Raw genomic sequence first — 19,131 nt, forward strand, 5'->3', positions numbered from 1 at the left:
CTGCTGGATCGCGAGCTCCAACCGGAGTGAACTGGACACCCGCGGGTCACCGCCGCCGACGCGGCCGGTACCGCCGACCACGGTTGCCCACTCGATCCGCGAGCCGTGCCCTGCCCGGCACACCCGCCACCGGGCCGGCGCCGCACCCGGTCCTCCCGGACCGCCAACCGTTCTTAAGGAGCGACCATGACGGACACCACGACGGAACAGGGCACGGACCGGACGCCGTTGGCCGAGCGACTGCGGCGACCGGCGCTGACACGATCACTGCGACTCGGCGACACGAAAGTGACCTACGTGCCGGACGGGGCGGTGGAACTCAGCGCGCGCGGCTGGTTCCCCCGCAGCACGGACGAGGACTGGGCCGCCCACCCCGAGTACCTCGACGACTCCGGCAACCTGGCGGCGGGCATCGGCGCGCTGCTGGTGGAGCACGGCGACCGTGCGCTGCTGATCGACACGGGCTTCGGCCCGCAGTCGATTCCGGCGCAGCCGGGCAATCCGCGCGGGGCCATCCACGGCGGTGCGCTGCTCGACAACCTGGCCGCACTGGGCCGTCCGCCGGCCACGATCGAGGCCGTCGCCATCACCCACCTGCACCTCGACCACATCGGCTGGGCCTGGCACCCCGCCCCGGACCGCGACCTGCCCGCGTTCGCCGGCCGCGACCTCCTGGTCGCCGCACCCGAATGGGCACACCGCCACCTCCTGGCGGCGCGCGGCATCACCGACGAGATCCTCCAGGCCATGGCACCACAGGTGCGCACCGTCCTCGACGGCGACGAGATCTTCCCCGGCGTGCACGTGCTGCTCACCCCCGGTCACACCGCCGGGCACGCGTCCTACGTCATCACCGGGGGCGGCGAGCGGCTGATCGCCTTCGGCGACGCCATGCACTCGCCGGTCCAGGTGGACCACCCCGACTGGTCGGCCGCCGCCGACCTCGACCCCGACCGGGCCGCGCGGGAACGCCGGCGCCTGGTCGCCGAGTTGGCCCGACCGGGCACGATCGGCTTCGGCGTCCATTTCGCGGACGTGGTGTTCGGCCGGGTCCACCTCGACGGGGACGGCCCCGCCTGGCGAGCCGTCGCGGGCTGACCGTCCGTCCCGTGTCCTTCGCCTGGCACGCACGCAACGGCCGCCTGCCCGACATCCCCGAGAGCGGCAGCTCCACCGACCTCCCGAACCTCAGCCGGGCCGTTGGTGCCGTTGGGGACAGGGGACCGCTTCTGGCCCGCGAGGTCCAGCGCCACGTCGACGTTCCGCTCTCTACGCGGTGTGCTCGCGAATGATTTCGCCGATCTGCTGGGGAAGTCCGGGGGAGAACAGCGTGTGCCCCATGCCGAAAATCGGCTGGAATCGGGAGTGAGGGATTTCATCGGCGAGGGCACGGCCATGCGGTGGCGGGCGCAGGGGATCTTCTGTGCCGTGCACGACCAGTGTCGGGGCCTTGATCGAGGATAGCGGAGCAAGGCGGTCCTCAGTCATCTGGCGTCCAGCCATATCGTGGTTGAGGGCCGCGCTGTGGTTGCCGGTCCGGTCGAAGGAGGCTTCCACGAAGCGGCGGGCGGCAGGCTTGTCGAAGGGAAGGATGTCGCCGTTGAGCACTCGCCACGTCTCCAGGTTCGCTGTGACGTACTCGTCGCGAGTCCCCTGCGGGAGAGCGGCGCGTTGTGCGAGGTGCGTCAGGAAGCGTGCCGTGGGTGGCGGCAGGTCGCTGGGGTCGGGCGCCTGGCCAGCCATGGCGCGCGCCCAGGCCGGGCCCGCACTGTGGCCCATCGGGCCGGCCATCATCGCGGTCAGGGTCAGTACGCGTTCAGGGCGGTGCACGGCCAGCCATTGGCCGATCGCGCCGCCCAGGGACGCCCCGACGATGTGCGCGACGGCTACTCCGTGGCCGTCGAGCACGGCCGTCGCATCGGCGGCCATGTCCGCCAGCGTGTAGGGGTTGGTGGCGAAGTCCAGGCAGGTGGACCGGCCGGTGTCCCGGTGGTCGTAGCGGATGACCTGGCGACCGCCGGCGGCCAGCGCATCCACCAGCTCGTCCGGCCATCCGATGCTGGGTGCGGCGGTCCCCATCACCAGCAGGACCGCCGGGTCGTTCGAATTGCCGACCCGTTCGGTCCACAGTCGCAATTCACCGGATTCGACAATTAATTCAGCACTCACAGCCATGGGCGCCAACATAGCGAACGCGGCATCAATTTTCCATATCCCCATCGGATATGACTTTCCATCGCCATTCTGGTAAAATACCGAATAGGTCGCGGGCTTCAGAAGTGGTTGACCAGGTAAAGGCCATCCGAGATGGCGCATGAAGGCCCCCTGCTCAGGCAGGTAGCAGGTGGTGGCGGGATCGTCGCCCAGCACCGGCGCGGAGGCACTGCCGTGGACGCGCACGCCGATCGCCTCAGCCAGGCCCTCGACCTCGCAGGCCCGGCCGTAGCCGTCGGGCTGGTCGCTGGGGGGTGGCGCTCCGGTCCCGCGAGTCGCGGCCGCCGTCGGCGCGGCGGACCTGGTAGGCGGCCAGCAGGTGGGCGGCGCCCTCGAACCAGACGCCGCTGGTGTCCTTACCGCTGAAGCCCACCCCGCTGTACGGGCCGTCGGTGGCCGCCATCCGCCCGGCCGCCCAGTCGACGGCGGGCGCGCAGGACAGGTCGAGGGTGGCCAGGTAGCTCCAGGTCTGCACGTCCTCCGGCTCGACGTCGTCGCGGTAGAGCCGGGTGAGCGCCATGCCGGCCCAGGCCATGTTCCCGGTGTAGACGGAGAACCCGCCGACGTACGGCTCGCCGGAGGGGGTCCTGACGAAGGGGTCCGGCTCGTAGGAGGCGCGGATGCGGCTGTCCGGGGTGATGTCGTGGGCCTGGGCGTACAGCAGGCTGTCGCCGAGCGCCGTGGCGTGGGCGACGTCGTCGGTTCCGCCGCGTTGCAGGAACGCGGTGATGACGAGCGCGTTGTCGTACGTGAAGGAGGCCTGGAAGACCGGCACCAGTTTGAAGAGCTGGTTCTCGTCGCTGTGGTCGCACGGGGCCGTTGCCGGGTGTCGCGATGCTGTTCGGCACGCTCGCACCGGGCCACGGTGGGTATCCGGCGCGGAAGCCGGCGACGAGGGCCTCGATGTACCCGGCCGGGTCCGCTTCGGCTCCGTCGAGCAGGGGCGGTTCCCGGCGCCGGTGATCTCTCCGGCCCGGCGGATCAGTCTCATCTCGTCCGTACCGCCGGCCGCCCAGTCCACACCCTCCACCGGTGAGCGGCGCCCCGCGTCACCGCCCAGGCCCGAGACGTCGACCGCCCTCTCGTCGCCGAGCAACAGACGCGGCAGCAGGCCGCTGCGGTACACCGAGGACTCCAGCGCGCGAGCCGCCGGATCCTCCTGCGAGTCGGCCGGGACGCACGGATGGAAGAGGGTCTCGACATCGACCAGGACGGGTTCGTCCCCACAGGCGATCAGGTTCTCGAAGTGCAGGTCGGTGCCGTCCAGTGCGTACAACAGCGCCAGCCACGCCCCCTGCCGGAGGTAGAACCCGCTCCAACTGCCGCTCCGCCGTACAGGAACCGGGCGCGACGAACTCCACCCAGCCGTACCCGTCACGCTCCAGCAGAGCGAGGACCCGCAGCCCCGGTGCACCGAGCCGCGCGTTGAACCAGCCGACCAACTCGTTGAAGCGCCCGTGCACGCGCAGCGATCTCGGCTTGTACACCACCCGGGTACCGTCGGCGAACCGCAGCACCGCGACGCTGCGCCCACGGCGGTGCCCGTCGCCCGTGGTCCGTTCGACCGCGACCAACCGCCCGGGGTCGGCGCCGGCCAGCAGGGTGGCGACGATATCGCGACGTACCTGGTGGACATTCGGGGCCACGGCGCCTCCGGCGGCCCGCGCGGTGGCGCGCCGACGCCGGAACAGGTCTGGCAGGACACCCGGACCATGGTCGACTTCGTGCACCGGCAGCAGCCGTAACTGCCGCTCTTCGTCGGCGGCCACTCGACCGACGCCGGCCTGGTACTCAACAGCCTCGACCGGATCGACGACCAGGTAGCCGGCTACGTCATCCTCGCCCCGGACTTCGGCCTGCACTCCGACACCGAACAGGTGAGCGGCGGCTCGAACTTCGCCACCGTCTGCCACGCGCCTTCGTGGTCAACGCGGTCAGCAACCACGTGCTCGACGGCCACACCGGCACTCGGGTTCGCGTACACGTCCCAGGAGGTCCAGTCAGCGAAGCTGGTCCCGCGCTACACGGTGAACATGGCACTGGCGCAGAACGCCGACGACGGCGCCGCCGTGCTGCGCGGCCTGACCAAGCCGCTCGGCGTGTGGATCGGGGCCCAGGACGAGGTGTTCAACCCGGCCCGGGTGATCGCCTACGCGGCACGAGCCGGCCACCCGGCCGACGACACCTTCCAGACCGTGACACATGACAACCACCTCGGCATCCTGACGGACGGCGCCGCATCGATCGGCCCGTAGCGGTGCACCTGGCAGTCGACCTGACCACGGGCAGCCATGTGTCGATCACCGCCTGCCGCGCCTCCGCCATGTGCCCGGGAACGTTCTGGTCGTTCTTCGAACCCGGCCGCGTCCCCTCCGACGACCCGGTGCGGGCCTGGCTGGCGACCCCGGCGGCAGCCTCCGGGGCGAGCCCGAGCGTCGCCGTGGCGTGGCCGGACCAACTCGAACGGTTCTGCGCTGCGGAGCTGGTCCGCACCGACCAACCCGAACTGCTCGCACAGGCCGAGCTGGTCGCGGACCCGGAACTTCCCGAGGACCAGACCACACTGGTCCGACGGCACTCGGCGGCGGCACTGCCGTACGCCGTGCTGTTCCGCCACGAGGACGCGCTGAGCGTCGTCAACAAGCTGATCGGCAGCGTCCGGGGCTGCCCGCTCCCCGAACTCTGACAGCGGCGCGCCCTGCCGATGGGTTCGCACCCGCCCCTCCAGGGCGTCACCTCGCTGCCGCAGGCCCCACACCAGGTACGGCAAGACACCGAGAGCCACCTCGCAGGCCGTCACCTCCGCGCCTCGATGATCTGACAGCGGCGGACCACCATACGAAGGTCTCGACGCAGGGTCATCCGACGCCCGCCGTACCGGTGGTGGCGACCACGTCACCGATCCCGTGCGCGTCGCCCGTCGGCTCGGGGGCGACCCACCGGTTTACCGCCCGAGCCGGGCGGGGTCAACGGCCGGCGGTCTCCGGCTCCAACACGAAGACAGGGATCACCCGGTCCGTCTTCGTCTGGTAGTCGGCGTAGTCCGGCCAGACCTCGACCGCGCGGGACCACCACAGCTCCCGCTCCGCGCCCTCGACCTCGCGGGCCGTCATGTCCTGGCGCACGGCACCGTCCTGGAGCTCGACCCGCGGATGCGCGACCAGGTTGTGGTACCAGGTGGGGTTCTTGGGCGCGCCGCCCTGCGAGGCCACCAGGGCGTACGTCCCCTCGTGTTCCACCCGCATCAGCGGATTCTTGCGGATCTTCCCGCTCTTGGCCCCCAGGCTGGTGAGGACGACCACCGGCACGCCCCGGAGCGTCGTGCCCTCGGTGCCCCCGGAGCCCTCGTACAACGCGACCTGGTCGCTGACCCACTTCTCCGGGCTCGGCTGGTATTCGCCGCTAAGAGGCATGCTGTTCCCATCCCACTCGATGAGGACCCCCGACGGCCGGCCTGATGCCGTCCGCCTCGAGGCCCTCGCTCCGTTCGGCCGCCTCCATGATTCACCACGAGGCCGCCGCCCGATAGGAGGCGGCGCAACGGCGGGGCGCAACGGCGGGCGTGCCGCCGCGGACCGGACGGGTGGTGATCGACGCTCAGCGGCGCGGCTGCGGCCGTGTGCGGTCAGGTGGCGGGCGGTGGCGTGTCGTCGCCGAGGAGGGCCAGGCGGGCGATGACGTCGTCGGCCAGCTTCGCGAGCAATCGGCCCAGGTCCCCGCGGTCCTGGTCCGACCAGTGCGCCGTCGCGTCCGTGAACCAGCCGATCATGGACGTCGCGTAGGCGTTCGCGGCCCTCGTCCCTTCAGCGGTCGCCTCGATGAGGCTGGCACGCCGGTCGTGCGGGTCGCCGACACGATGGACGAGGCCGCGCCGCTCCAGCGCCTGGACCTGTCGCGTGACGTGCGGGCCGACCACCTGCATCCGTTCGGCGATCTCCCCGATGCGCAGCGGCCGGTCCGCCATGTGCAGGGTCATGAGCGCGCTCAGTGCGGGGCGGTCCAGGGCGAGTCCCGCCGCCTCGGCCGCCCGTTCGGCCAGGCGGCCGCGGGTCATGGCGTTGCTCAGCTGGGCCAGCCGGGGCAGGGCCGCCCAGACGGCTGCCGCCTGCTCGTCCGCGCCGGGGTTGTCCGGCGAGTCCGCGGTCATCGGACCACCACCTCCACTTGAATACCTAACTTAGGTATCTATATCCTGGGGCTGCGCCCGCTCTCGCGGGTGCGCTGTGCCGTCCACAAAGATACCTAAGGTACGCATCTTCGGCGTAGCCGCCAGGATGCGACCGCCAGGAGGAGAGCACACCGTGAACAACCACTCCGCGAACCGCAAGGTCCTCATCTCGGGCGCGAGCATCGCCGGCCCGGCCCTCGCCTACTGGCTCGACCGCTACGGCTTCGACGTCACCGTCGTCGAGCGGGCGTCAGCCGTCCGGGGCGGCGGGTACGCCATCGACATCCGCGGCGCCGCCCGCGAGGTCGTCGACCGCATGGGGCTGCTCCCGCAACTGCGCGAGGCCCACGTGGACACGCGCAAGCTCTCGTTCGTGGACGCCGACGGGGCGCCCATCGGCTCCGTCGCCCCCGAAACCGTCAACGGAGGCGCCGCAGGCCTGGACCTGGAAGTACGGCGCGGCGACCTGGCGAGCGCCCTCTACGCTCCGCTCCGCCACCGGGTCGAATTCCTCTTCGGCGACTCCATCGCCACCCTGGACGACCGGGCGGACCGGGCGGACCGCGTCGACGTCACCTTCGACAGCGGCGCCCACCGCACCTTCGACCTGGTGATCGGTACGGACGGGCTGCACTCCAACACCCGCGGGCTGGTCTTCGGCCCCGAGGACGCGTTCCACCGCTACCTCGGCCACGTCTTCGCCGGTTTCACCCTCGCGAACGACCTGGGCCTCGCCCACGAAGGGATCATCTGGAACACGCCAGGCCGGGCGGCCGTCCTCTACGCCCACGAGCCCGCCGAGCACGTACACGGGTTCCTCGTCCTCAAGCGGGAGGACGCCCCCGTCGACGCCTTCCGGGACCCGCAGGCGCAGCGCGAACTCGTCGCCGCCGCCTTCCCCGAGCGCGGCTGGCACATCCCGGCCCTGGTGAACGCGATGCGCGAGGCCGACGACCTGTTCTTCGACGTCGTCAGCCAGATCCACATGCCCACCTGGTCCCGCGGCCGCGTCGCCCTCGCCGGTGACGCGGCCCACGCGACCTCGTTCCTGTCCGGCCAGGGCTCCAGCGTCTCGCTCGTCGGCGCCTACCTCCTGGCCGGAGAACTGGCCGGCCACACCGACCACGCGGCCGCCTTCGCGGCCTACGAGCGCAAGGCACGCCCCTTCGTGGAGCGGAACCAGGCGCTGGCCGCCTCCGGCGGCACCGCCCTCGTCCCCGGCACCCAGGACCTGCTCGACACCCGCAACGCGACCCTGCGCAACCCCACCAACCCGGCGGGCGCCGAGGGACGCGCCGCCCACAACGGCGTGATCCTGCCGGACTACGACCACGCCGGATGAGCGCGCCCGCGTGCCGGGCTCAGCGAGTTGGACGCGGTTCTGCCGCCCGGCGGCCACACCCTGCTTCGACGGTGCCGACCAGGTCGCCGTCCAGGTCGATTCCGAGCACATCCCGGGTGAGGGGTGCGCCTGGTTGCTGGTGGCGCTAGAGGGTCACCCCTTGCAGGGACAGCACGATGGCCGCGCCGATGCCGCCCATCCCCAGGGCGACGGCCGCACTCCACCACCCGCCCTGGCCCCACCGGAACGAACGGTCCAGCGCCAGGCGTCCGGGTCCGATGGCGGAGACCGCGATCGCGATCAGTGCCAGGCACAGCGGGTACTCCATGCCGCCCTTGTCGGCCCACAGGCCGCCGCCCGAGCTGACGGACATCGCGTTGATCATCACCCCGATCACGGCGGCGGCGGCCAGCGGGGTGAACAGCCCGAGGGCGAGGCCCAGGCCGCCGCCCAGCTCCGAGGCGCCGCCCAGCGCGGCGAAGAGCACACCGGGCCGGTAGCCCAGGGCCTCGAAGCCCTTGCCGGTCGCACTCAGGCCGGCGCCGCCGAACAGTCCGAAGAGCTTCTGGGCACCGTGGCCGGCCAGCAGCAGGCCGGCGAGCCGGAGTACCAGCAGGCCGACGTCGGCGGCGGACACCGGCGGCGGATGCGTGGAGGTCGGAGCGGCACTGCGGACGGAGGTCCGCAGCCGCTCGGCGGTCGGTTTCATAGCGAAGGTCTCCTCCCGCGCGCCGCAACCGCCGCGAGCAGGATCGCCTCTCCCGAGACGAGGCGCCGACGCGCAGATCAGATCGGCCGGGCGCGACTCGCGCCGCCGTCGACCAAGTCCAGGAACGGCCGGACCGGCACCGCCTCACCGGAGGCATCCGTGCGTCTCACCAATAACCCTCCGAGAAGGGAAGCCGTGATCCAGCACTCTCTGTGTCCACTCTACGCGGCGGCAACCAGCGGCAGGACTCCTCATGGCGGCTGATGCGGAGCTCAGCGGAGCTCAGCGGAGCTCAGCGGAGCTCAGCGGCTGCCGCGCGGAGTTGGTCGAACGCGGCTCGCGTGTGGGGCGCCAGCTCGCCGGGGTCCTCGTCGCGGCTGGGGTCGGCCCACCGGGCGTAGCCGAGCCTGAACGCGAGGACGCCGAGTTCGGCGGCCACCTGCGCCGTGGGTTCCGCGACGTTCCGTCGCTTCAGCGCGTCGACCATCGCCGTGGCCATGCCGATGCACTTCAGCACGTTGCGCGCCTGCAACTCCGCGTTCGCCTCGATCGCCGCGTGCAGCAGCGGGCTGAGCTCGCGGTTGAACGACGTCATCTCGCCCGATGCGCGTTCGAGTCCGGCCGCGACGGCCGTCATCGGCGTCGCGTCCGCAGGGGCGCCGTCGATGCCCTCGGCCAGCAGGCGGCTGAGCGCCGTCTGTCCCATGGTGAGGATCTCGCGCTTGTCGGTGAAGTGGCGGAAGAAGGTGCTCCGCGTGAGCCCTGCCCGCTCGGTGATCTGAGCGACGGTCGTCTCGTCGTAGCCCTGCTCGGCGAACAGGCCGAGCGCAGCCACGACCAGGCGTTGTCGGGCATCGGGTTTCCATCGCGGCATGGTGCCAGTCTAGATGACGGGACAAGTGTCGCATCGCGTCGTACAGTGATGGGACAACAGTCGCATCACTCCTCGGAGCTCACCATGCGCGTCTTCATCACCGGCGGCACAGGCCTGATCGGCTCCGCCGTCGTCGCCGAACTGCTCACCGCAGGCCACCTGGTCACCGCCCTCGCCCGATCCGACGCCTCCGCGGCCACCGCGAAAGCCGCCGGCGCCGACGTGCTCCGTGGCGGGCTCGCCGACCTCGACGTGCTGCGGACCGGCGCGGAACAGGCGGACGGCGTCATCCACCTCGCCTTCAGCAACGACTTCAGCTCGCCCGACGCACTCGCGCGAGGGATCGCCGAGGAGAGCGCCGCACTCGCGGCCCTCGGCGACACCCTCGTCGGCACGAACAGGCCGCTCGTCACCGCGTCCGGCACGCCCCTCGTGGTGGGACGCGCCTCGACCGAGGAAGACCCGCTGCCGCTGGACGGACCTGTCAGCGGACGCAGCCTGTCGGTGAACCGCACACTCGCACTCGCCTCACGAGGCGTACGCAGCTCGGCGGTACGACTGCCGCGCACGGTCCACAACCGGGGCCAGGGCGGGTTCGCCGGGCTGCTCACCGACATCGCCCGCGGCACCGGCGTCGCCGGCTACCCCGGAGACGGCGCGCAGCGCTGGCCCGCCGTCCACGCGCTCGACGCCGCCGTCCTGTTCCGGCTCGCCCTGGAGAAGGCCCCGGCCGGAAGCGCGTGGCACGCCGTCGCCGACGAAGGCGACGCGGTACGCGACATCGCCGCGGTCATCGGACGGCGGCTCGACCTTCCCGTCGAGCCGGTGCCGCAGGACAGTTTCGGTCCCCTCGGCCCGATCTTCGCGGCCGACCAGCCTGCCTCCAGCGCTCACACCCGCACCGCCCTCCGCTGGAAGCCGACGCACCCGGGCCTGCTCGCGGACCTGGAGAACATCGAAGCCTGAGCTGTCTGCCTGTCTGTCTGCCTGTCTGCCTGTCTGCCTGCCTGCCTGCCGGACCGGTGGCCGCCAGGGGACCGGGCCCCGCTCGCCCGCCGAGCGGGGCCCGGGCCCGCTCCTCGATCCCGCTGAACACTGTGCGGCCGCCACGCGGACCGGCCCGCGACCGGAGACCGACTCTACGGTGAACGGTGCTCTGCGACGGTTGGTGCTCAGCCGCGGAGCTCGGGCCAGCCGTCCGCGTTCGAGCAGGACTCGTAGTCGTAGCGAGTGAGGCGGTCCCACTCCGTCCCGGTCACAAGCTCGAACGCCTCCTCGTGCACGTAGAGCAGCGGTTCGCACTGTCGCGCGGTGAACGGAGCGAACCGTTCGGGATCGTGGAACACGCTCTCGTACACGTCGCGGCCCGCAGCCACGACCGCAGCTCGCGCGTACAGGAAGTGATCGCTCGACTGAGGGAACGGCGAGCCGTCGGGCAACACCGCCCCGGTGATCGGCAGCGTCCCGAACTGCTCCTGGTCCAGGCGGTGGAGCGCCTCGGCGAGACGCTCACCGAAGCCGATGATCCGGCCCAGCGGTTCGCGTGCGAGAACTTCGGTCAGACGGGCGCAGGCGGTTTCGAGGTGCTCGCACGTCTCGATACCGGCCCCACCCGCGAGGACCTCGACCAACTGCCAGAACCGCTCCCAGGTCATCACCGGCAGGTCGAGGCCGAGGTCGACGTCACTTCCCGCGGACGGTCCGGCGCTGCCCGCCTCCCCTCCGCCCGGCCCGTCCGCGTCCTCGAACGGCTCTTCCCGGCGCACCAGACGCCAGACCCCGCCCTCAAAACCCATCGCACACAGCCCTTGCCACCCGTTGCCGTCCTCTTCCGTCCGGCAGCATGCCAGCTGGCACCGACAGGCCACGGGCCACGGGCCACGGGCGAGGCGCATCCCACCGTGGGGTGGGTCGGTGACGGCCGGGTCAGGTGAGTGCGCCGGCCGTTACGCGGGGCGGGCGGCCGCCGAGATCTGGCCGACCAGGACGGCGAAGGGCATGTCGAGGGCGGCGTAGAGGTCGCCGGCCTCGGGGGCGGCGTTGTCGGCCAGGGCCTCGACCATGAGGGTGGCGTAGTCGGAGACGGTGACGCCCGCCTGCTGCATGCGCAGCAGTCCCGCCTCGCGCTTGGCCTGGCTGAAGGTGCCGGAGGCGTCCACGGCGACGTACGCGTGGTGCCCGGCGGCCGTCGCGGCGATCGCGGGCAGCGCCGCGCACACCTCCAGGGACACTCCGGCGAAGATCAGTTTCTGCCGCCCGGTGGCCTCGATGGCCTCGCGGACCCGGCCGTCGTGCCAGGCGTTGACCGTGCTGCGGTCGATGATCCGCTGTCCGGCCGGCAGGGCCTGGACCAGTTCCGGAGTGGTCGGCCCCCACATGCTGTCGGCCGCGGTGGTGGTGACGACCAGCGGGATGCCGAGCACGGTCGCCGCGCGCGCCAGCGCGACCACGTTGTGCTTCAGCTCGCCGAGCGGGATGTCCCGGACGCCGGACAGCAGGCCCACCTGGTGGTCGACCAGGACCACGGCGGCGTTCTCCCGGGTTACCGGCTCCAGGAACTTGCTGTGCTCGCTCATCGTGCGCTCCTTCGGGTTGAGCCACGGCTCCATTGGCCACTAGTAGTCACTGATATTGATAGTCAAGATTAGTGACTACTTTGACGCTATACCCCTGTCCCCCGGGGCGCAAGCACTGGTCAGGGCGGGGCACCGGAACGCCTGGGGTGTCGCCCGAGCCCACCGGGCGGGCGACTAAAGTTGCTGGTCACAGGGCGGAGCGCGGGGCGGGCCCAGAGACGGCGGAAGCGGGAGAGGCGTTGAGCGGACACCAGGCGGCGGAACCGGACCTCGGCGTGCTCGCCGCCCGGGTGCTCTTCTCCGTCCAGCGCGAGCTGTTCACCGTGCTCGCCGAGCAGGGCTTCGACGACATCCAGCCCCGCGCCGGCGCCGTGCTCGCCTACCTGCGTACCGACGGCATCCGCGCCAGCGAACTCGCCCGCGCCTCCGGACAGCACAAGCAGGTCATCGGGACCCTCGTCGACGACCTCGAACGCCTGGGTTACGTCGAACGCAGACCCGACCCCGCGGACCGTCGCGCCAAACTGATCCACCCCACCGAACGCGGCCTGCTCCAGATGGCGGCGGCCGCCGCCATCATGCGCTCGATCGAGGAGCGCCACGCGAAGGCGCTGGGCGCGCGGGAGTACGCCGCCTTCAAGACCGCCCTCCACCACGTGGCCGACCTCCAGCGCGAGACCCAGCGCGAGACCCGGCGCGAAAACTAGGCAGTGCCGCGCCCTGTCGATCGGCGCGACCTGACGCCTCCATGGTCACGGACTTCCGCGCCAGGAATAGGGATTCACGGAGCGGCCTGTCAGGAGGTGAGGACGGAGATCCCGTCTCCGAACAGTTTCAACCCGAGGACGAAGAACAGGACCGCCATCACGGCGACGTTGTGCTGGGCTGCCCAGTCCTTCCAGTTACCGAGCGTGGTCTGGGCTCGCTCTCCCCCGAGCACGAAGACTCCCAGCGGGGCCAACAGGCCGAGGGTGGCGATCACGACGAAGACCGCCAGTGAGGCGATCTGCTGCCCTACCGGCAGTCCGGCCGAGCCGATCGCGGCGCCCGCGGCGATGGTCAGCGGGGCGTTCTTGGCGTTGAGCGCGGACAGGGCCAGTCCGAGTGCGAGGACCTTGACCGGCGTGAGGCGGTCGATCGCGCTCATCCACTTCGGCAGCTGGGCCTGCGACGGATCCTTCGGGCGCCGGTGCCACTGCCGGGCGCCGAAGAGGACGAGGAGCAGGCCCAGAACGAGCTTGAGGACTCCCACCCAGGTGGCCGGGTGATCGTGGGCAGACGCGCCTGCGGGGGAAGCGACCGCCAGCATCACCGCGCCCAACGCCGAGAGCCCCAGGATCCAGCCGACGGCGAAGAGGACTCCGTTGAGGCGTCCCCGAGGCGTGGCGAGGATGAGGATGATGGCGATGATCGGCAGTGGGCTGATCGCGACGCCGGCTGCGAGACCCAGGACGTCACCGAGAACTTTGCCCATGATTGCCTCCAGACGGGAGCCAGAGCGCGTGACGACGAACCCGGCAGGCCCATGTTCCATGATCCTGCGCTCTGACGAAGCTGTCCTCGTGAGCTTCTCGGAGCTCTGAGGGCCTCGGCCTGCTCGTTGCCCGGTGGTGCCCCCGTCGCGCTCGGGTCAGGATGAAGAGGTGAGGGCGATGGCGCCTCATGTTCGGGCGGTTGGCGACCCTCGCACCGACCATGGCAGGAGGACGTCATGATGACCGCGACGACAGGCGCAACGCCATCGGCTCACCCCGAACGCCCGGGCAGGTCGGATGGGGTCTGCAGCGAGTTCACCGTCTTCACCAGGATCAAGCCGGGCCATGCGGATGCGCTGCGTGAGGACCTGGCCACGCTCGCCGACTCGGCGGACGACGAGAAGGTCCATGCGGCAGTGCGCCAGATCGGCACCTTGCACGACGCACGGCACGTGATCTTCGACAACGACACCCGGTTCATGTTCGCCAGCGTTTTCGACGGCTCCTGGGACACCTACATCGACGACTTCGCCCAGACGGTGGTCGGGTCCCGCTTCGACAGGATCTTCTCGCACAGCGAAGGGTTCCCCGGCGTCACCGATCCGGGGGCGAAGGACTGGTTCGTCGCCCACCAGGAGCCCGCGGGGGTCTTCGTCAGCGCCTATCCCGACCTCACCGTTCAGCAGATCTACAAGGACCACCGCGTGGACGACGCGTTCCAGGAGGTGCTGGACACCCCCCAGTTCCGGGCGGCGCTGGACAACCCGGCCAACGCGGAGTTGGTGGCCACGCCGGCCTTCCAGAAGCTGCTGGAGGAAGCCTCGGCATAGCACTCGGGCACGGCCGACCGCGGGAGTCCATCCACCATCGGTGGACCGACTCGGCCGGTGCGAGTCCGCCGTTGCCGGGCTGTCCGGGCAGCGACAGATACGGAGACAGATACGGAGACAGGTGTGGAGAGGCACGAGCAACCATGAACACAGCGGACAGCGGCAGCGCGGCGGGCGTGCGCGTCGAGATCGACGACGTCCAGAGCGGGGCCCTGCGTCCACGGCCCGTGCCCTACGAGGGAAGGTTCGTCTTCCTGCGCGTGGATGACCGCCACGTCGGGCGCGCCCTGCTGCGCCGGCTGCTCCCGTTGACCTCGGGTGGTCTGCCCAGCGTGGACCCGAGCCGGGATGCCTGGGTGACCGTGGCGTTCACCTACCAGGGGCTGAGGGCCCTGGGGGTGCCCCGGGAGTCGCTGGACAGCTTTCCGCGGGCGTTCCGCGAGGGCATGGCCGCTCGGGCCGGGCTGATCGGCGACGCGGGCGAGAGTGCACCGGCCCACTGGGAGGCACCGTTCGGAACCGGTGAGGTCCACATCGCGTTGAGCGCCCTCTCCTCCGACGCGGCGCAGCTGGAGAGGGAGCTGGCGCGGGCCCGTGTCGCCTACGAGGACACACCCGGTGTCCAGGTGATCTGGCAGCAGGAGGTCCACCAGCTCCCGACCGGGCGTACCACCTTCGGCTTCCGTGACGGCATCAGCCATCCGAACATCGAGGGCGTCGGGCTGCCCGGCTCCAACCCGCAGGAAGTTCCCATCAAGGCCGGCGAGTTCATCCTCGGCTACGCCGACGAAACCGGCAGCCTGCCGCCCATGCCGAGCCCCGACGTCCTGGGACGCAACGGGACCTACGTGGCCGTGCGCAAGATCCACACCAACGTGGCGGCCTGGCGCCGGTACCTGCGCGCGAACAGCTCCAGCGCCGAGGAGGAGGCACTGCTGGCGGCGAAGATGGTCGGGCGCTGGCCGAGCGGGGCGCCGCTGACGCTGGCGCCGGAGCGCGATGATCCGGAGCTGGCGGCCGATCCGCGCCGCGTCAACGACTTCCTGTACCGGGAGAACGACGACCGCGGCTTCCGGTGCCCGGCCGGTGCGCACATCCGGCGCACCAACCCCCGTGATTCCACCATCATCGGCGACGCACGGATGCACCGGCTCATCCGGCGCGGCACGACCTACGGCCCGCCGCTGCCCGAGGGCGTGCTGGAGGACGACGGCGCCGACCGCGGCCTGGTCGGAGTGTTCATGGGGGCCCATCTGGAACGGCAGTTCGAGTTCATCAAGGCCGAGTGGGTCAACGACGGCAACTTCATCGGCTACCCCGGCGAGAAGGACCCGGTGGCCGGGCATCACGGCGGAACCGGCAGCGTCACCATCCCCGAGAAGCCGGTCCGGCGCCGCCTGCAGAACCTGCCCAGCTTCGTGGTCACCCGCGGCGGCGAGTACTGCTTCCTGCCGGGTCTGCGCGCCCTGCGCTGGCTCGCCGAGCTGGAGGGCTGAGGGCGATTCCCACCCCCTGAGGTCCGGTCGCACTCTCCGAGGAGAGGTCGGAGTCATGACAGCACAGTTCGTCCGCTACACGCCCGACGTCGAAGACGACGACCCCCACTTCGACCGCGACGTGCAGACCGTGATCGAGAAGACCGAGAGCTACATCGCCGAGTCGGTCGAGGCCGGTGGCACCGGACGGGCCCTGCGCGACGCCCACGCCAAGGGCTACGGGCTGGTCCGAGGGGAAGTAGAGATCCTGGCCGGGCTGCCCCCCGAGTACGCCCAGGGAATCTACGCGACTGCGGGGACCCACGACGCGCTGATCCGCTTCTCCAACGGCTCGCCCCACGCCGGAGCCGACGCGCGTCTGGGCGCCGCCACCGGACTGGCGCTGAAGATGTTCGACATCCCCGGCCCGACCCTGCTGGAGGACGAACCGGACACGGGCACGTTCGACTACGCCAACATCAACGGACCGGTCTTCTTCTGCAACACGGTCGAGCACTACCTGTTCATCCAGGAACTGTTCCTGAACGCGCCGGCGTACTTCTCCCAGGGCCGACCCGGCGCACATCGGTTCTTCACCGAGTTCGTGACCGGAAAAGGGACGCTGGACCAGGACGACTGGGCCTGGGACGAGTTCCTGGCCTTCCTCCGCCTGTCGAAGACGCCTCCGGCGAACCTGCTGCTGTCCAGCTACTGGACGATGGGCGCGGTCCGGCACGGGGACTACATCGCCAAGGTGCGCATCACCCCCGACCCGGCCTTCGCCGCGGCGGTGGTCCGGCGCACCATCGACCCGGCCTCGGGGGAGGAGGTCTTCCGGCCGGCCCTGCAAGCCGAGCTCCAGGAGCGGCCCTACGCCTTCGACATCCAGGTCCAGCTCTGCACCGACCTGGAGCGCATGCCGGTGGAGGACACCACCGTGGAGTGGCCCGAGCAGCTCTCGCCGTCCGTCACCGTGGCCAAGCTGCGGCTGCCGCAGCAGGACATCTCCGGCCCCGAGAACCTGGAGAGGATGGACTCGCTGTCCTTCACGCCCTGGCGGGTCACCGCCGAGCACGCGCCCCTGGGCAACATCATGCGGGCCCGCAAGGAGGTCTACCGGCGGTCCTCCATCGCGCGCCACAAGCTCAACCAGCAGCCGCGCACGGAACCCCGCAGCGCCGACGACGTGCTCGGCGCCTGACCCGGCCCGCCATCGCGAAGATGCGCCGACCGGGGCGGTCGGCCCTGGCAGCCCGCTGCCGCCGGCGTGCCAGGGCCCGGCCGGTCACTTCAGGGTGACGATCTTGCGCATGCCCAGGCCGGCGTTCGGGACGCCCGTCCGCTCGTCGGGAATCATGCAGAGCAGGACGTACCGTCCGGGCTGCAGGCCGTGGGCCTGCACGGAGGCGGTGCGGTCGCCGGACATGGCGCCGAGGCCGGTGGCCGGCCCGGTGAACGGGGACCGGGCCGGCAGGCCGCCCAGCGCGACGTCCCTCAGGTACTCCCCGATCTGCTCGTCGGTGGTGTCCGCACCGATCGGCCGCAGCTGCATCTCGTGGATCTGCTCGGACCCGTCGTGCACCAGGTAGGCCAGGTGCGCGTGGTCGACGTCCTCGGTCTGGAAACGCGGGCCCTCGGCCGTGTCCTTCTCGATCACGATGCCGTCGTCGAAGCGGACCTGGTTGTCGTTCTGACCGTTCGTACCCACCAGGTTCAGCAGCCTGGAGACCGGGTGGGCCGGGTCCGCCCGGAACGCGGTGAGGTCCATCAGGTAGACCGGCCCGGGGCTGACCTCCTCGGTGAACTGCTCGTGCACCTGCGAGGTGACCAGCGCCCCGCCCAGCAGGTCCGCCTCACCGTTCACCGCCCGGATCCCGGCGCTCGCGGTGGCCGGCGACGGGCTGACCGCGTCGGCGAGGTCCCGGATGACCTGGTCGATGGTCACTCCCCCGTGCGGACGCAGCAGCTGTAGCTGCCGGCCGTTCGGGTCGTCCGTCTTGACCCGGAAACTGACCAGGCCGCCCTTCGCGGTGTCCGGTGCTTGCAGACCGGAGGCTCCGATGCTCACCTCGACGGGGTGGTCCTCCGGCGAGGCGGCGCCGGCCGTACCACTCGCACCGACGCTCGTCGCCAGGGCGAGGGCCGAGACGGTCACCGTCCGTACCACGCGCGCGAACACGTGCTCCACCATGAAGAATCCTTTCTGTGGGTCGCCTCCGGCGCGGAACATCCCCCACCGCGCGCGGCAGACCACGCCCCGCACCGGAAGGCGACCGGTTCGGACCATCGGACAGCGGGGTCCGGTCACCGATGGCTACGGTGCCGGCCGGCGCGCAGGGGCGCCCGCAGCTCCGACCTGCCTCGGTTCGGCGGGTGCCGGGCGGATCGTTGCGGTCCTGTTGCGCGGGCAGTGGCGCAGCTCATAGTCGTTCCGGGTGGTTCGTGATCGCATCGGCTGATGCATCAGTTCGAGAACGCCGGGAATCACCTGACGGCCCGCCGGCCGGCTGCCGCGGTTGTGGTGGTCGCGGCCTGCGCGGCCCTGCTCGTGGGCTGCGCAGACGGGGCGACGGGGATTCCGGCGGCCTCCGGCAGTGCCGGGCCGTGCGGGGCGCCGTCGTCGTCCCGCGATGCGCAGGCGTCGCCCGGGCTCGCACAGGGCGGGGTGCGGATCACGGCCGCCAGTGCGGCCTGCGCCGAGTACGAGGTCACCAATCCGGAGGACGAGACCTCTGATGTCACAGCGGTGTTCAGCCGGCTCTCGGCGGCCGGGGGTGCGCTGGACAACGTGACGCAGGTCGTCTCCTCGCTCGCTCCGGGGGCCACCGCGAAGGGGCGGATCGAGCTGGACGGGCACGGGCAGGCGCGGCCGGGCGCCGGACCGCTGGTGAAGATCGTCCAGGTCCGCAGTGTGCCCAGCGCCGAGGCCTCGCGGCCGGGCGGCCCCTGCCCGGCCTCGGGCCTGCGGCTGTACGCGGATGACGGCGACGCCGCGATGGGCCTGCGCGCGGTCGGCCTGCACCTGCGCAACTGCGGGACGTCCGCGGTGTCCGTCAACGGCTACCCGACACTGCAACTGCTCGACGTGGAGCACCGGCCGGTCGACGGGGTGCGCTTCCTGTCCGGCGGCGCCGGGATCGCCGGCGGCACCGGCGCGGACGACCCGCCGCAGGAGATCGTGCTGCGCCCCGGAGAGGGCGCCCGTTCCACGCTGGTGTGGCGCAACACCGTGGAGGCGGGCAGCCCGGTGAACGCCCCGTACGTGCGGGTCCGGGCCACCCCCGACGCGGCCCCGGTGATGGTCGTCCCGGAGATCGACCTGGGTACCACGGGACGGCTCGGCGTCGGCGCCTGGGCCAGGGAGGACAGCCGACCGTGAGCGGGGTGCCGGTGATGCTCCCCCGGTGTGCTCTCGTGCTGGGAGAATTTTCCACGGAAAATTCTGGTCTCCGATCGCACTGCCCGGGG

21 protein-coding genes and 1 pseudogene are annotated in these 19,131 nt (G+C 71.3%); 11 read left to right on the forward strand and 11 right to left on the reverse strand.

All coding sequences use genetic code 11. The features are described from left to right. Positions 1-186: 186 nt before the first annotated feature. Positions 187-1,098: an MBL fold metallo-hydrolase gene (locus tag AB0O19_RS18660; RefSeq protein ID WP_363620711.1), complete on the forward strand. Its 912-nt coding sequence runs from the start codon at positions 187-189 to the stop codon at positions 1,096-1,098. Positions 1,099-1,269: 171 nt separating this feature from the next. On the opposite strand, the gene AB0O19_RS18665 is transcribed toward AB0O19_RS18660, so the two are convergent. The 3 genes and pseudogenes from AB0O19_RS18665 to AB0O19_RS18675 form a co-directional block, all read right to left on the reverse strand. After that, positions 1,270-2,400, reverse strand: coding sequence for an alpha/beta fold hydrolase (locus tag AB0O19_RS18665; RefSeq protein WP_363620713.1), 1,131 nt, complete (start codon positions 2,398-2,400; stop codon positions 1,270-1,272). Between the two features lie 10 nt (positions 2,401-2,410). After that, the gene (locus AB0O19_RS18670) at positions 2,411-3,490 is read right to left on the reverse strand and encodes a DUF4135 domain-containing protein (RefSeq protein ID WP_363620715.1); all 1,080 of its coding nucleotides are present in this window, start codon (positions 3,488-3,490) and stop codon (positions 2,411-2,413) included. Between the two features lie 73 nt (positions 3,491-3,563). Next, positions 3,564-3,860: pseudogene (locus tag AB0O19_RS18675) on the reverse strand (DUF4135 domain-containing protein); the annotation flags it as partial. Between AB0O19_RS18675 and AB0O19_RS18680 the strand changes: the two are divergent. The 3 genes from AB0O19_RS18680 to AB0O19_RS18690 all read left to right on the forward strand — a co-directional run bounded on the left by AB0O19_RS18680 (position 3,843) and on the right by AB0O19_RS18690 (position 4,900). Then, a complete protein-coding gene (locus AB0O19_RS18680; RefSeq protein ID WP_363620717.1) occupies positions 3,843-3,959 on the forward strand; it encodes an alpha/beta hydrolase in 117 nt (38 codons plus the stop codon). The pseudogene AB0O19_RS18675 and the gene AB0O19_RS18680 overlap by 18 nt on opposite strands. Positions 3,960-4,247: 288 nt before the next feature. Beyond that, positions 4,248-4,469, forward strand: coding sequence for a hypothetical protein (locus tag AB0O19_RS18685; protein ID WP_363620719.1), 222 nt, complete (start codon positions 4,248-4,250; stop codon positions 4,467-4,469). A 2-nt stretch (positions 4,470-4,471) separates the two neighbouring features. Next, complete coding sequence (locus tag AB0O19_RS18690) at positions 4,472-4,900, forward strand: hypothetical protein (protein WP_363620721.1); 429 nt, start codon at positions 4,472-4,474, stop codon at positions 4,898-4,900. A gap of 280 nt (positions 4,901-5,180) precedes the next feature. Here AB0O19_RS18690 and AB0O19_RS18695 read toward each other — a convergent pair whose 3' ends face one another. Both AB0O19_RS18695 and AB0O19_RS18700 read right to left on the reverse strand, forming a co-directional pair. Further along, complete coding sequence (locus AB0O19_RS18695; RefSeq protein ID WP_363620723.1) at positions 5,181-5,627, reverse strand: nitroreductase family deazaflavin-dependent oxidoreductase; 447 nt, start codon at positions 5,625-5,627, stop codon at positions 5,181-5,183. A gap of 212 nt (positions 5,628-5,839) precedes the next feature. Then, positions 5,840-6,361 carry a MarR family transcriptional regulator gene (locus AB0O19_RS18700; protein ID WP_363620724.1) on the reverse strand — a complete coding sequence of 174 codons (522 nt, stop codon included), beginning with the start codon at positions 6,359-6,361 and terminating at the stop codon, positions 5,840-5,842. Positions 6,362-6,488: 127 nt separating this feature from the next. Between AB0O19_RS18700 and AB0O19_RS18705 the strand changes: the two genes are divergently transcribed. Beyond that, positions 6,489-7,724 (forward strand): FAD-dependent monooxygenase, encoded by a 1,236-nt coding sequence (locus tag AB0O19_RS18705; protein WP_363620726.1) that lies wholly within the window; start codon positions 6,489-6,491, stop codon positions 7,722-7,724. A 145-nt stretch (positions 7,725-7,869) separates the two neighbouring features. On the opposite strand, the gene AB0O19_RS18710 is transcribed toward AB0O19_RS18705, so the two are convergent. After that, positions 7,870-8,433 (reverse strand): DoxX family protein, encoded by a 564-nt coding sequence (locus AB0O19_RS18710; RefSeq protein ID WP_363620728.1) that lies wholly within the window; start codon positions 8,431-8,433, stop codon positions 7,870-7,872. Positions 8,434-8,725: 292 nt separating this feature from the next. Beyond that, complete coding sequence (locus tag AB0O19_RS18715; RefSeq protein ID WP_363586637.1) at positions 8,726-9,307, reverse strand: helix-turn-helix domain-containing protein; 582 nt, start codon at positions 9,305-9,307, stop codon at positions 8,726-8,728. An 84-nt stretch (positions 9,308-9,391) separates the two neighbouring features. On the opposite strand from AB0O19_RS18715, the gene AB0O19_RS18720 reads away from it, so the two are divergent. After that, positions 9,392-10,273, forward strand: a complete 882-nt coding sequence (locus tag AB0O19_RS18720; protein ID WP_363620730.1) for an SDR family oxidoreductase — start codon at positions 9,392-9,394, stop codon at positions 10,271-10,273. 206 nt (positions 10,274-10,479) lie between these two features. Here AB0O19_RS18720 and AB0O19_RS18725 read toward each other — a convergent pair whose 3' ends face one another. Both AB0O19_RS18725 and AB0O19_RS18730 read right to left on the reverse strand, forming a co-directional pair. Next, complete coding sequence (locus AB0O19_RS18725; RefSeq protein WP_363620732.1) at positions 10,480-11,202, reverse strand: DUF4240 domain-containing protein; 723 nt, start codon at positions 11,200-11,202, stop codon at positions 10,480-10,482. Positions 11,203-11,253: 51 nt separating this feature from the next. Continuing rightward, positions 11,254-11,883 (reverse strand): isochorismatase family protein, encoded by a 630-nt coding sequence (locus tag AB0O19_RS18730; RefSeq protein ID WP_363620733.1) that lies wholly within the window; start codon positions 11,881-11,883, stop codon positions 11,254-11,256. A 239-nt stretch (positions 11,884-12,122) separates the two neighbouring features. On the opposite strand from AB0O19_RS18730, the gene AB0O19_RS18735 reads away from it, so the two are divergent. Continuing rightward, on the forward strand, positions 12,123-12,590 hold the full coding sequence (locus tag AB0O19_RS18735) for a MarR family transcriptional regulator (RefSeq protein ID WP_363620735.1): 468 nt from the start codon (positions 12,123-12,125) through the stop codon (positions 12,588-12,590). Between the two features lie 89 nt (positions 12,591-12,679). Here AB0O19_RS18735 and AB0O19_RS18740 read toward each other — a convergent pair whose 3' ends face one another. After that, on the reverse strand, positions 12,680-13,357 hold the full coding sequence (locus tag AB0O19_RS18740) for a GAP family protein (RefSeq protein WP_363620737.1): 678 nt from the start codon (positions 13,355-13,357) through the stop codon (positions 12,680-12,682). A 237-nt stretch (positions 13,358-13,594) separates the two neighbouring features. Here AB0O19_RS18740 and AB0O19_RS18745 point away from each other — a divergent pair, with 237 nt between their 5' ends. From AB0O19_RS18745 to AB0O19_RS18755, 3 genes are all read left to right on the forward strand, one after another. After that, positions 13,595-14,188 (forward strand): hypothetical protein, encoded by a 594-nt coding sequence (locus AB0O19_RS18745; RefSeq protein ID WP_363620739.1) that lies wholly within the window; start codon positions 13,595-13,597, stop codon positions 14,186-14,188. 143 nt (positions 14,189-14,331) lie between these two features. Next, a complete protein-coding gene (locus AB0O19_RS18750; RefSeq protein ID WP_363620740.1) occupies positions 14,332-15,684 on the forward strand; it encodes a Dyp-type peroxidase in 1,353 nt (450 codons plus the stop codon). A 55-nt stretch (positions 15,685-15,739) separates the two neighbouring features. Beyond that, complete coding sequence (locus tag AB0O19_RS18755) at positions 15,740-16,864, forward strand: catalase family protein (RefSeq protein ID WP_363620742.1); 1,125 nt, start codon at positions 15,740-15,742, stop codon at positions 16,862-16,864. An 84-nt stretch (positions 16,865-16,948) separates the two neighbouring features. Here AB0O19_RS18755 and AB0O19_RS18760 read toward each other — a convergent pair whose 3' ends face one another. Next, a complete protein-coding gene (locus AB0O19_RS18760) occupies positions 16,949-17,854 on the reverse strand; it encodes a hypothetical protein (RefSeq protein WP_363586646.1) in 906 nt (301 codons plus the stop codon). Positions 17,855-18,121: 267 nt separating this feature from the next. On the opposite strand from AB0O19_RS18760, the gene AB0O19_RS18765 reads away from it, so the two are divergent. Continuing rightward, positions 18,122-19,042 (forward strand): DUF4232 domain-containing protein, encoded by a 921-nt coding sequence (locus tag AB0O19_RS18765; protein ID WP_363620744.1) that lies wholly within the window; start codon positions 18,122-18,124, stop codon positions 19,040-19,042. The last annotated feature ends 89 nt before the right edge of the window (positions 19,043-19,131 follow it).

It is taken from the genome of Kitasatospora sp. NPDC091276 (genome assembly GCF_040684355.1).
Classification (GTDB): Bacteria; Actinomycetota; Actinomycetes; order Streptomycetales; family Streptomycetaceae; genus Kitasatospora.

Excerpts from the sequence above, each read along its gene's own strand:
- AB0O19_RS18765 (WP_363620744.1), top strand. The coding sequence starts at position 18,122 with ATGCATCAGTTCGAGAACGCCGGGAATCACCTGACGGCCCGCCGGCCG.
- AB0O19_RS18755 (WP_363620742.1), top strand. The coding sequence starts at position 15,740 with ATGACAGCACAGTTCGTCCGCTACACGCCCGACGTCGAAGACGACGAC.
- AB0O19_RS18660 (WP_363620711.1), top strand. The coding sequence starts at position 187 with ATGACGGACACCACGACGGAACAGGGCACGGACCGGACGCCGTTGGCC.
- AB0O19_RS18705 (WP_363620726.1), top strand. The coding sequence starts at position 6,489 with ATGCGACCGCCAGGAGGAGAGCACACCGTGAACAACCACTCCGCGAAC.
- AB0O19_RS18700 (WP_363620724.1), bottom strand. The coding sequence starts at position 6,361 with ATGACCGCGGACTCGCCGGACAACCCCGGCGCGGACGAGCAGGCGGCA.
- AB0O19_RS18725 (WP_363620732.1), bottom strand. The coding sequence starts at position 11,202 with ATGCGCCTCGCCCGTGGCCCGTGGCCCGTGGCCTGTCGGTGCCAGCTG.
- AB0O19_RS18695 (WP_363620723.1), bottom strand. The coding sequence starts at position 5,627 with ATGCCTCTTAGCGGCGAATACCAGCCGAGCCCGGAGAAGTGGGTCAGC.
- AB0O19_RS18730 (WP_363620733.1), bottom strand. The coding sequence starts at position 11,883 with ATGAGCGAGCACAGCAAGTTCCTGGAGCCGGTAACCCGGGAGAACGCC.
- AB0O19_RS18710 (WP_363620728.1), bottom strand. The coding sequence starts at position 8,433 with ATGAAACCGACCGCCGAGCGGCTGCGGACCTCCGTCCGCAGTGCCGCT.
- AB0O19_RS18760 (WP_363586646.1), bottom strand. The coding sequence starts at position 17,854 with ATGGTGGAGCACGTGTTCGCGCGCGTGGTACGGACGGTGACCGTCTCG.
- AB0O19_RS18740 (WP_363620737.1), bottom strand. The coding sequence starts at position 13,357 with ATGGGCAAAGTTCTCGGTGACGTCCTGGGTCTCGCAGCCGGCGTCGCG.
- AB0O19_RS18685 (WP_363620719.1), top strand. The coding sequence starts at position 4,248 with ATGGCACTGGCGCAGAACGCCGACGACGGCGCCGCCGTGCTGCGCGGC.
- AB0O19_RS18715 (WP_363586637.1), bottom strand. The coding sequence starts at position 9,307 with ATGCCGCGATGGAAACCCGATGCCCGACAACGCCTGGTCGTGGCTGCG.
- AB0O19_RS18745 (WP_363620739.1), top strand. The coding sequence starts at position 13,595 with ATGATGACCGCGACGACAGGCGCAACGCCATCGGCTCACCCCGAACGC.
- AB0O19_RS18750 (WP_363620740.1), top strand. The coding sequence starts at position 14,332 with ATGAACACAGCGGACAGCGGCAGCGCGGCGGGCGTGCGCGTCGAGATC.
- AB0O19_RS18720 (WP_363620730.1), top strand. The coding sequence starts at position 9,392 with ATGCGCGTCTTCATCACCGGCGGCACAGGCCTGATCGGCTCCGCCGTC.